Below are 10,528 nucleotides of genomic sequence, written 5' to 3'. Positions count from 1 at the left end.
GGTCTTCCTCGTGGACGACGGGAGCACGGACGGGACGGGCGAGCTGGCACGGGAGTTGGGCGCACGGCCGGGCTCGCTGCCGCTGACCGTGACCTCGCCGGGCGAGCCGCCCCAGGGGTGGACGGGGAAGCTGTGGGCGGTCCGGCACGGCATGGCGCTGGCCCGGGAGCGCACGGGCGCGGAGTACTTCCTGCTGACGGACGCGGACATCGCGCACCGCGAGGGCAGCCTGCGGGCCCTGGTGGAGGCGGCGGTCGGCCACGACCTGGACATGGTCTCGCAGATGGCCCGGCTGCGGGTGGAGACCGGCTGGGAACGGCTGATCGTCCCGGCGTTCGTGTACTTCTTCGCGCAGCTCTACCCGTTCCGCTGGATCAACCGCCCGGGCGGTCGTACGGCGGCGGCGGCCGGCGGGTGCGTGCTGCTGCGGGCGTCCGCGGCGAAGGCCGCCGATGTGCCGGACGCGATCCGGCAGTCGGTGATCGACGATGTGGCGCTGGCCCGCGCGGTGAAGCGTTCTGGCGGCCGGATCTGGCTCGGGCTGGCCGAACGGGTGGACAGCGTGCGCCCGTACCCGGATCTGGCCGAGCTGTGGCGGATGGTGTCGCGCAGCGCGTACGCCCAACTGCGGCACAACCCGCTGGTGTTGGCGGGCACGGTGCTCGGGCTGGCGCTGATCTACCTGGTGCCGCCGGTCGCGGCGATCGGCGGGGCGGTCGCGGGCGCGTGGCCGCTGTGCGTGCTGGGCGCGGCGGCGTGGGCGGTGATGGCGGGGACGTACCTGCCGATGCTGCGGTATTACGGGCAGCCGTGGGCGCTGGCCCCGCTGCTGCCGTACACCGCGGCGCTGTACCTGCTGATGACGGTGGACTCGGCGGTGGAGCACTACCGCGGCCGGGGCGCGGCGTGGAAGGGCCGTACCTACGCGAAGCCCGACGCGACGGTGTGATCCGCGCGTTCGGACCGATCGGTACGGGCCGCCGCGCCGGCCCGGTCCGGCGCTCTCAGCCGCGCCCGGGCGTCCAGCGCAGACCCCACCCGTAGGCGTAGTCGATCATCCGCTGCGGGCTCAGGCCGGCGCGGGGCGCGAAGTAGCGGGCCTCGCGGCGGACGACGAGGTGCGGGCCGTCGCGGACGAGCAGGGCGAGCGCGCAGGCGGTGGCGGGCGCGGTGCAGGGGTCGAGCGGGATACGGACGTCGGCGCCGTACTCGGGCCGCAGGGTGAGGGAACCGTTCAGGCCGCGCAGATCGTGGTCACCTCCGTGGGTGCTGACGAAGAGCAGGACGCGGCGGAAGGCGGCGCCGTGGTCGAGGTCGAGGGCGACGTGGTCGCCATGCCGCAGGTCGGTGCCGAGCCGCAGGTAGGGCGGCCGGTCCAGGGCGCCGTAGCCACCGCCGAGTGCCTGCACGACACCGCGGCTGCCGTCGACGAGTTCGAAGAGGGCGCACAGGTCGATGCCGGCCGGGACCGGGGTGCCGGGGGCCGCGGGCTGCCATGCCGGGGTGGCGCGCAGGGTGCCGCGGGTGGCGCCCTGGAGGGCGAGCGACGCGGTGGGCGCGGCGCCGGTGAGCGTCACGGCGGTGGCGCGGGCGCCGGCGGGGCGCAGGATGGCGCGGAAGTGCCAGCGGTCGTCGTAGTGGCAGCACTCCCCCACCACGTAGTCGCCGCGCGAGCCGTCGTCGGCATCGGTGTCGGTGTCGGTGTCGGTGGGGCCCGCGCACTCCATGTGGGCCAGGTCGGTGGCGAGTTCGGCGGCCGGGGCGCCGTCGGCAAGCAGCCGTATCCGCCCTGCGGCGGCGGCCCGGCCGGGGGCGCGCAGCACGATCCGCACCGTCCCGGCGGTCCCCGCGAGCACCGCGAGGTCAACCGTAAGGGTGGTGCCGCCGCCGCCCACGATGACGCCGGGGCCGACCGCCTCGGCGGGCAACTGGGCAGACGGGACCGGCGGAACCGACGGCGCACCGGTTCGCACCGGCGGCAGCACGGCGAGCACGGCCGGCCCGACCGGCGCGGCCGCGCCCGCTCCGCCCCGGTCCCCGCCGGCCGCCGATTCGTACCGCAACCGTAGGACCGCCCCCGTCGGAAGCTCCACGCTCTCCCCTGCGCGCAGCGTCATTGACACCCTCTCAGCACCCTCGTCCGCGGCGTGCCGACCCCCGGGTTATGCACACGACACGCACCTTTTACCTGATCACATCCTGAGATGGTGACCGTTTTTCGATGGTTCGCTCATATTGATGACCGGAGGTCACTCACTGCACGCAAAACAACCATCCAATCGGTCTCCCCAACGACCACATCGTGGGTTTAACTTATGGCTCATGACCACCCCCCGCGGTTCGTACGGTGGCGGCTACGGCAGCTACTACCCTTCGTCTGCGTCCTTCCCGGACACCCCGATCTACGACAGCCTCGTGGCCGAGCGCGGCACCCCGCAGATCGCTCCCATCCGCGTGCCCGCGCCGTACCCCTCGTACGAGTCCGGCGGCTACAACTCCTTTGGCAGCAGCGGGAATCTGCCCGCGCTGCCGGCCGCGCTCCCTGCGTTGCCGGCCGGTCCGTCGGCCCCGATGGGGCAGATGGGCCAGCAGCCGCAGCCGCAGTCCCAGCCGGCGCAGAACGGGTACCAGGGCGGGGGCTACCAACAGCAGCCCGCGCCCTACCTCCCGCAGCAGCCCGCGGCACCGCGCCCGACGTACAACAACGGGTACAGCAACGGCGCCGGCTACCCTGCGCAGCCGCCGCAGCCGTCACCCTCCGGGTACCAGACGGCCCGCCCTGCGCCGCCGCGGCCGATGACGCCGCGGCAGGGGCCCGCCGGGCATCCCGACGAGAACTACCAGCGCCGCAACCTCGGTCTCGGGGCCCCGCCGGCGCAGCCTGGAGGCGGGTACTACCAGGGCTGACCTACGGGCGGCGCCCGGCCCGATGGCACGATGGTCATATGACCATGCCCTCAGTCAGCGCGCTGCACGTCTATCCGGTCAAGTCGTTTCGTGCGACCAGCACGCCGACAGCGGTCGTGGAGCCGTGGGGGCTCGCGGGGGACCGCCGTTGGATGCTGGTCGACGCCGCCACCGGCAAGGCCGTCACGCAGCGCGAGGACGCGCGGCTGGCGCTGATGAACGCCGCGCTCGACGACCGCGGCGGGTTGCGGCTGTCCGCGCCCGGCCGGGAACCGCTCGATGTCGCGGTGCCACCGCCCGGGCCGCTGGAGACCGTCCGGATCTTCTCCGGGACGCTCGAGGTCCGGCCCGCGGACGAGGCCGCCGACGCGTGGTGCAGCGCCTACCTCGGCACGCCGGTGCGGCTGGTCCACCTGGATCGGCCCGATCTGCGCAGGCCGATCGACCCCGAGTACGCGGAGCCGGGCGAGACGGTCAGCCTCGCCGACGGTTTCCCGCTGCTGGTCACCACCACCGCGTCGCTCGATGCCCTCAACGAGCTGATCGCCGCCGGCGATCGCGCGGAGGAGGGCCCGCTGCCGATGGACCGGTTCCGCCCGAACGCGGTCGTCGACGGCACCACCGCATGGGCCGAGGACGGCTGGCGGCGGGTGCGGATCGGCGAGGTCGTCTTCCGGGTGCCCAAGCCCTGCGGGCGGTGCGTGATCACCACGACCGACCAGCACACCGGCGTACGCGGCCGTGAGCCGCTGCGCACCCTGGGCCGGCACCGCAACATCGACGCACAGCTCGTTTTCGGCCAGAATCTCGTACCCGAGACATCAGGAACCCTGCACGTCGGCGATCCGTTGACGGTGGTGGAGTGATGTTTCCACGCACCCCGTCCGCGCCCCCGCGGGCGGACCATGCATGAACCGCGCCGGTTGCGGTAGGTAGTTGATGGGTGTGAAGGGGGTGGCCGTCGATGAGGGGTCGCACGAGAGTCACCAGGAGAGGTTGGCGGTGGCGGCGCAATCCGCTGCGCCGGCGCACTGACGTGGTGGAGACGTGTCTTGCGCTGCTCTTCGCCGTCCTGCTGTGCGCGGCGCCGCTGCTCGGCTGGTGGGCGGATCGGTCGGTCGGCCGCGCCCTGCGGCATGAGGTGGCCAGCGAGCACTCCGAGCGGAGCCTGGTGACGGCGACCCTCGCCCGCCCCAAGCCGTCCGGCTCCGAGACTCGCCCCTCCGAGGAGTTGCGCTGGACCGCGCCCGACGGCAGCCCGCACACCGACACCGTCTCCTCCGACATCGAGGTCCTGCAGCAGGGCCGGATCAAGGTCTGGACCGACCGCCAGGGCGAGTTGGTGCCGCCGCCGCTGGACTCCGCCACGGCGGCCACCCACGCGGTGCTGGCCGGTGTCGCGGCCGGATCCGCCGTGGTCGGACTGCTGGTGATATCCCGCCAGTTGCTGATGTGGCGTCTGATGCTGCGCCGGCTGGACTCCTGGGAACGCGAATGGGCCCGGGTGGGCCAGGATTGGGGCCGCGCGGGCGCCGGCGGCTGACGCTCCGGTGGTTCCCTCCGACGGCCGGCAGCCCGCCACGCGTCACCAGCATGCCTCTGCGCGCGCTACGGTTGATCCCCGGTCGGCGACGCAAGAGGTGGGGGCTGAGCAGCCCGATGGCACATGGCGTGGTGCAGGTGACCAATCCGAGCAGTTCTCGGTGGCGCCGCCGCACAGGTGAGTACGAGACCCTCGCCGCCGCGCTGGAAGCGGCGAGTGACGGCGACGTGCTCTCGGTGGGTCCCGGTACCTACCGGGAGAACCTGCTGGTGGACCGCGCGGTGACGCTGCGCTGCGCGGACGGACCCGGCACCGTGCGGCTCGCGCCGACCTCGGGGGTCGCGCTGACCGTGCGGGGCGCCGCCGTCGTGCAGGACCTGGTGATCGAGTGCCAGGACGTCACCTCGGCCGCACTGCTGGTCGAGGAGGGCGCCCCCGAGCTGTCGGGAGTACGGATCAGTACCCGCTCGGCGGTCGGCCTGGAGGTGCGCGACGGCGCCCGGCCGACGGTACGCCGCTGCACCGTGGACAACCCGGCCGGTCTCGGGGTGAGCGTCCTGGACGGCGCGGGCGGCCTGTTCGAGGAGTGCGAGGTGGTCGCCGCCGGGCAGAGCGGCTTCGCGGTGCGCGGCGGCGCGGGCCCCCGGCTGGAGCACTGCCGTATCCACCACGCCTCGGGCGCGGGGGTGTCGGTTACCGGTGAGGGCAGCTCGCTGGAGGCGGTGAGCTGCGAGGTGTTCGAAGTGCGCGGCACCGGCCTGCAGTTGTCCGCGCGCGGCACCGGGCAGTTCACCGACTGCCAGGTGCACCGCACCACGGGCGACGGCATCACCCTCGACACCGACGCGGTGCTCGCGATGGCCGACTGCGACATCCATGACATCCCGGAGAACGCCATCGATCTGCGGGCCCGTTCGGTGCTGACGCTCACCCGCTGCTCGGTGCGCGGCTTCGGCCGCAACGGACTGTCGGTGTGGGACCCGGGCACCCGCGCGGACGCCAACCAGTGCGAGATACATGACAGCACCGGCGACTACCCGGCGGTGTGGGTGAGCGACGGCGCGGTGGCCATACTGGACTCCTGCCGCCTGCACGACGTGCCGGACGCGCTGTTCGTGCTGGACCGCGGTTCGCGCGCGGACGTGGTGGACACCGACTTCTCGCAGATCCGGAACACCGCGGTGTCGGTGAGCGACGGCGCCAGCGTGCAGCTCGACGACTGCCGGATCAAGGACGCGGCCACCGGTGCGTGGTTCCGCGACCACGGCAGCGGCGGCACCCTCGCCCAGGTCACCATCGACGACACCGCGACCGGGGTGATCGTCACCAAGGGCGCCGACCCGGCGCTGGAGCGCTGCACGGTCACGAATCCCGCCGAGGCGGGCGTGTACGTGTCGGCGGGCGGCCGCGGCGCGTTCAACGGGTGCCGGGTGATCGGCAGCCGGGGCTTCGGCTTCCACATCATCGACGGCTGCCGGTCCCACCTGACCCGCTGCCGCACCGAGCGGTGCACGCGCGGCGGCTACGAGTTCGCCGAGCCCGGCCCGGTCACCGAGGACTGCACCAGCGACCGGGCGGCCACCGACGACATGCCCGAGCCGGTCCCGTCCGGCACAGGCGGCGTCCTGGGCACGGCGGGCGCTTCCGGCACCTCCGCCGCTCCCGGCACGCCCGCCCGGCAGCAGAGCCCCGGCACGCAGTCGTACGGCCTGCTGGGCGGCGTCCCCGCGCAGCGGCCCGCCGAGCAGCCGCAGGAGGCGCAGGTGCGGGTGACCGCGCGGGAGAGCAACGCCGTGCTCGGCGACCTGGACGCGCTGGTCGGCCTGGACGGCGTCAAGCGCGAGGTGCGCACCCTGATAGACCTGATCTCGGTCGGACGGCGCCGCGAGCAGGCCGGGCTCAAGGCGCCCTCGCCCCGCCGCCACCTGGTCTTCACCGGCTCCCCCGGCACCGGCAAGACCACCGTGGCACGGCTGTACGGCGAGATCCTGGCCTCGCTCGGCGTGCTGGAGCGCGGGCACCTGGTCGAGGTCGCCCGCGTCGACCTGGTCGGCGAGCACATCGGCTCGACCGCGATCCGCACCCAGGAGGCGTTCGACCGGTCACGCGGCGGGGTGCTCTTCATCGACGAGGCGTACGCGCTCGCGCCGGAGGACGCCGGCCGCGACTTCGGGCGCGAGGCGATCGACACGCTGGTGAAACTCATGGAGGACCACCGCGAGGCGGTCGTGGTGATCGTCGCCGGCTACACCACCGAGATGGAGCGGTTCCTCGCCTCCAACCCCGGTGTGGCGTCCCGCTTCTCACGCACCATCACCTTCGGCGACTACACCCCGGCCGAACTCCTCCAGATCGTCGAGGCGCAGGCCATCGAGCACGAGTACCGCCTCGGCGACGACGCCGCCGAGGCCCTCATGAAGTACTTCACCGCGATCCCGAAGGGCCCCGCCTTCGGCAACGGGCGCACCGCGCGGCAGACCTTCGAGGGCATGATCGAACGCCACGCGGTGCGCATGGCCCACGTCGAGGAGCCGACCCACGACGAGTTGCAGCTCCTCTACCCGGAAGACCTGCCCAACCTCAACTAGTACCGTGGCCGGAAAGGTTTGCCTGGTTCGCGGCGTCCGGTGCGGTGCATCGCAAGGCGGAGGATCGCCCTCGTACTGGGCGTACTCGGGCGACTCCGACAACGCGGCGAGGTGCCGTGCCGGGCGTCGCGAACCGGTGAACCTTTCCGGTCACGGCACTAGTGGCTGCCCGCATCGAGGGGCTGAAGGCTGTCTTCTCGGCGGAAGTGCCGCACGAACACAGGGCCGCGGGAAGCGGCGCGGGCAACCCACCACCGCGGGGTGATCGCGGACCCGACGGTACGGACCACCCCGGGGGGTCAGGGGCGCCTAGGATCAGCGGTCGGTGTACTTGGACAACGACACAGACGGGACGGGGTCACGGGTGAGCGACAACCAGAACCTCCTCGCGGAGCAGCGGCGGGCCCTGATCCTGGACGAGGTCCGACGGCGCGGCGGGGTGCGGGTCAACGAGCTGACCCGGCGGCTGAACGTCTCCGACATGACGGTCCGCCGCGACCTGGACGCGCTGGCGCGGCAGGGCGTGGTGGAGAAGGTGCACGGCGGCGCGGTGCCGGTGGTCGCACCGAGCAGCCACGAACCGGGGTTCGAGGCGAAGTCGGGGCTGGAGCTGGGCGCGAAGGAGGCGATCGCGCGGGAGGCCGCGGCCCTGGTCCCGCCGGGCGCGGCCATCGCGCTGGCGGGCGGCACCACCGCGTACGCGCTGGCCCAGCATCTGCTCGAAGTGCCTGACCTGACCGTGGTGACCAACTCGGTCCGGGTCGCGGATGTCTTCCAGTCCGGTCAGCGGCTGGCCGGCGGCACCCACGGCTCGGCCGCGGCCACCGTGGTGATCACCGGCGGGATGCGCACGCTGTCCGAGACGCTGGTCGGGCCGGTCGCGGACCGGGCGATCCAGTCGCTCCACTTCGACCTGCTCTTCCTGGGCGTGCACGGCATCTCGGTCGAGGCGGGCCTGTCCACGCCGAACCTCGCGGAGGCCGAGACCAACCGCCAGTTCGTCCGCTCGGCGCGGCGCGTGGTGGTGATCGCCGACCACACCAAGTGGGGCACCGTCGGGCTCAGTTCGTTCGCCACGCTGGAGGACGTCGACACCCTGGTCACCGACGCGGGCATCCCCGAGGTGCTCCGCGAGGAGATCGCCGAGCACCTCTCGGACCTGATCGTGGCAGGCGACCCCACCTCGCCCGCCCTGACCTGACCAGCCCCGCCACCGAGGCCCCGCCCACCGGCTCCGCACCGACGCACCACAGCGCCCCCGCAACCCGGCCCACCGACGCCGTCCCCGCGGCCGGCCCACCGGCAGCACAACGGCACCCACGCCCGGTACCTCACCCGGCACCGGCTGTCGTCGGCCCCGTGCGCCCGTGCCGGTGGCGGCGGGACATCAGCCCTTGCCGGTGACCAGCGACCAGGCGTGGCTCGGTGAGAGCACGATCAGCAGGATCGCCACGAGCAGCACGATCGCCACCATCCCGCGCAGCCGGCCGCGGCGCAGCATGCGGCGGTCGTTCTCGTCGGTGCGGCCGGTGCGCCAGGCGGTGTCGTCCGGGGACGGGGCGGCCGGCACGGAGGCGCCCCCGCGCCGGCCGCGGCGCCGCCTACCCGCTGCCGGGGCGGCGCGCTCTTCCTGCTCCCGGAGCCGCCGGGCGACGATCCGGGCGCGCGCGGACGGCTCCTTGGGCGCGGAGGCGCGGATGTCGCGCTCATTGTCGGTGAGGAACTGTTCCCACACCTCGTCCGGGATGGACGACTCCCCTTCCGGGGTGGGCGCGGAGTCTGTGGTCATCGGGCGGGCTCTCATCTCGTCCAGGACGGCCGGGGTGAAGAGTCTCGCTCGGCGCCTCCCCCAGGCGGTACGGCTTCGACCCACCAATATACGTTCGCCCGGCGCCCGGCGGCGTGGCTCCCCCCGGCTGCCCGGAAAAGGGCGGTCGCCGAGAGCCGGGTGACGGGCGCGGCCGAGGGCTCCGGCGGCCCGCACTCAGCGGTACTCGGCCCGCGCTCAGCGGTACTCGGCCCGCGCTCAGCGATACTCGGCCAGCCGCGGCCGGATCGCCAGCAGGGCCAGCAGTCCGGCGGCGCCGAGCGCCCCAGCGGGTAGGGCGGGCCAACCGGCCAGGCCGCTCCGGGCATCGGCGGCGTGCGAGGCGAAGTCGTCGAGTTGCTGCCCGGCGACGATGTCCAGGGTGGTCGCGAAGTCCCAGAAGTCGAAGGCGATGTCCCCGCGGCCGACCGTGGTGAGCAGGACCGCCGCCTGGTCGGTCTTCCCGTCGTTCTTCAGGCGGCGCAGCGTGGTGTCGTCGGCGCGGAAGCGGTCGAAGCGGGTGAGCACATCCCCGTAGGCGGGGCGTTCGTCGGCGGTGGCGGAGCCGTCGGGCGTCAGCAGGGTGTCGAGGCGCCTGGTCAGCGTGGTGAACAGGGCCGCGTCGCTCTTCCCGAGGTCGTTGCCCTGCACGAACCAGCGGCTCTCGGCAGCCGCGGCCTGCGCGGCCACGGCGCTCGCCTCGGCCAGCCGCGACCACGGCCGTAGCCCTTGCCGGTCGGCGGTGCCGGTGGCACTCGCGCAGGAGGTCAGGGCGAGCACACCGGCCAGGCACACGGCGAGGACCGCGGCAGTGGCGGCGAGCAGCGGCGGGCTGAGCAACCGCCGGTAGTCGCGGGCCAGTTCACGCTGCCACCACAACAGGAACAGCAGCGTGGCCAGGCCGAGCAGGCCCACCACGACGGCCCAGCGCCGGGTGTCCGCGCGCACCCGGGCGGCGTCGTGGCCGGCCTGCCGCTGGTAGTCCGCCGCGAGCTTGTCGGCGGTCGGCAGCAGGGTCTGCGTCATCACGGCGCCGGCCTGGGCGTTCATGGCGATGGTGACCGCCGGCGGGTGGCCGGCCAGGCGGTCGGGCACCTGCTCGTCGACGTAGGACGCACGGCCGCTCAGGTCGTCGTAACGGCCCAGTCCGTCGAGGAGTTCGCGCACCATGTCGCCGTGCGCGCCGTCGCCGCCGAGCCGTCGCAAGGCGTCGCTGACCTGGGCGCGCCGCTGCCGGGAGGTGATCAGGGCTTCGAGCCGGTTGCCGACGTACGTGCCGCCGCCGTCGGCCGACATGCCCGGCGCGAGGGTGTCGGCCTGCTGGGCGTCGAGGTCGGCCAGCGCGAACCTCAACTGGGCGGCGACGGCGGCCCGGTCGGAGACGGTGGTACGCAGCCGCGCGGTGTCGCCGCGTACGGTGACCGCGCCGCTCACTGCGGTCGCGCACAACGCGGCGAGCAGCAGCACCGCCAGGACAGCACGGGCACCCAGCCGGCGCGGACCGATCAGGCGCAGCCGCAACCGCCGTCGCACACGGTGGGGTTCGGGCGGGGCGGCGGGCGGCTCGGACCGTGCCTCGGGCTCGGCCGGCTCGGCGGCCCTCCGGCTCGTCAACTGCGACGTGGTCATACGGTGACGCTAGGTGCGGACGGCGAAACCCCGGTGGCTCCCAGGCATCCGTAG

9 protein-coding genes are annotated in these 10,528 nt (G+C 73.7%); 6 read left to right on the top strand and 3 right to left on the bottom strand.

Translation table 11 applies throughout. The annotated features are described in order from the left end of the window. A partial coding sequence (locus AC13HU_RS21595) for a glycosyltransferase (RefSeq protein ID WP_483043563.1) occupies window positions 1–949 on the top strand: 949 nt, incomplete at its 5' end. Window positions 950–1,004: 55 nt separating this feature from the next. On the opposite strand, the gene AC13HU_RS21590 is transcribed toward AC13HU_RS21595, so the two are convergent. Beyond that, on the bottom strand, window positions 1,005–2,093 hold the full coding sequence (locus AC13HU_RS21590) for a hypothetical protein (protein ID WP_483043562.1): 1,089 nt from the start codon (window positions 2,091–2,093) through the stop codon (window positions 1,005–1,007). Between the two features lie 229 nt (window positions 2,094–2,322). Here AC13HU_RS21590 and AC13HU_RS21585 point away from each other — a divergent pair, with 229 nt between their 5' ends. The 5 genes from AC13HU_RS21585 to AC13HU_RS21565 all read left to right on the top strand — a co-directional run bounded on the left by AC13HU_RS21585 (window position 2,323) and on the right by AC13HU_RS21565 (window position 8,239). Further along, on the top strand, window positions 2,323–2,907 hold the full coding sequence (locus AC13HU_RS21585) for a DUF6643 family protein (RefSeq protein ID WP_483043561.1): 585 nt from the start codon (window positions 2,323–2,325) through the stop codon (window positions 2,905–2,907). 38 nt (window positions 2,908–2,945) lie between these two features. Continuing rightward, the gene (locus tag AC13HU_RS21580) at window positions 2,946–3,773 is read left to right on the top strand and encodes an MOSC domain-containing protein (protein WP_483043560.1); all 828 of its coding nucleotides are present in this window, start codon (window positions 2,946–2,948) and stop codon (window positions 3,771–3,773) included. 98 nt (window positions 3,774–3,871) lie between these two features. Then, the gene (locus AC13HU_RS21575) at window positions 3,872–4,450 is read left to right on the top strand and encodes an Rv1733c family protein (RefSeq protein ID WP_483043559.1); all 579 of its coding nucleotides are present in this window, start codon (window positions 3,872–3,874) and stop codon (window positions 4,448–4,450) included. A gap of 116 nt (window positions 4,451–4,566) precedes the next feature. Continuing rightward, complete coding sequence (locus AC13HU_RS21570; protein WP_483043558.1) at window positions 4,567–7,038, top strand: right-handed parallel beta-helix repeat-containing protein; 2,472 nt, start codon at window positions 4,567–4,569, stop codon at window positions 7,036–7,038. Between the two features lie 364 nt (window positions 7,039–7,402). Next, entirely contained in the window at window positions 7,403–8,239 is an 837-nt protein-coding gene (locus AC13HU_RS21565; protein ID WP_483043557.1) for a DeoR/GlpR family DNA-binding transcription regulator, read from the top strand. A gap of 186 nt (window positions 8,240–8,425) precedes the next feature. Here AC13HU_RS21565 and AC13HU_RS21560 read toward each other — a convergent pair whose 3' ends face one another. Together AC13HU_RS21560 and AC13HU_RS21555 are read right to left on the bottom strand one after the other, a co-directional pair. Further along, window positions 8,426–8,827, bottom strand: a complete 402-nt coding sequence (locus AC13HU_RS21560; RefSeq protein ID WP_483043556.1) for a hypothetical protein — start codon at window positions 8,825–8,827, stop codon at window positions 8,426–8,428. Window positions 8,828–9,064: 237 nt separating this feature from the next. Further along, window positions 9,065–10,474, bottom strand: coding sequence for a hypothetical protein (locus AC13HU_RS21555; RefSeq protein ID WP_483043555.1), 1,410 nt, complete (start codon window positions 10,472–10,474; stop codon window positions 9,065–9,067). Window positions 10,475–10,528 lie beyond the last annotated feature (54 nt).

The sequence above is a fragment of the Streptomyces sp. NH27 genome (assembly GCF_056859195.1).
This window is presented reverse-complemented; position numbering and strand designations above follow the sequence as displayed.

Coding starts and splice junctions, on each gene's coding strand:
- AC13HU_RS21575 (WP_483043559.1), top strand. CDS start 3,872: ATGAGGGGTCGCACGAGAGTCACCAGGAGAGGTTGGCGGTGGCGGCGC.
- AC13HU_RS21570 (WP_483043558.1), top strand. CDS start 4,567: ATGGCACATGGCGTGGTGCAGGTGACCAATCCGAGCAGTTCTCGGTGG.
- AC13HU_RS21560 (WP_483043556.1), bottom strand. CDS start 8,827: ATGACCACAGACTCCGCGCCCACCCCGGAAGGGGAGTCGTCCATCCCG.
- AC13HU_RS21585 (WP_483043561.1), top strand. CDS start 2,323: ATGACCACCCCCCGCGGTTCGTACGGTGGCGGCTACGGCAGCTACTAC.
- AC13HU_RS21555 (WP_483043555.1), bottom strand. CDS start 10,474: ATGACCACGTCGCAGTTGACGAGCCGGAGGGCCGCCGAGCCGGCCGAG.
- AC13HU_RS21580 (WP_483043560.1), top strand. CDS start 2,946: ATGACCATGCCCTCAGTCAGCGCGCTGCACGTCTATCCGGTCAAGTCG.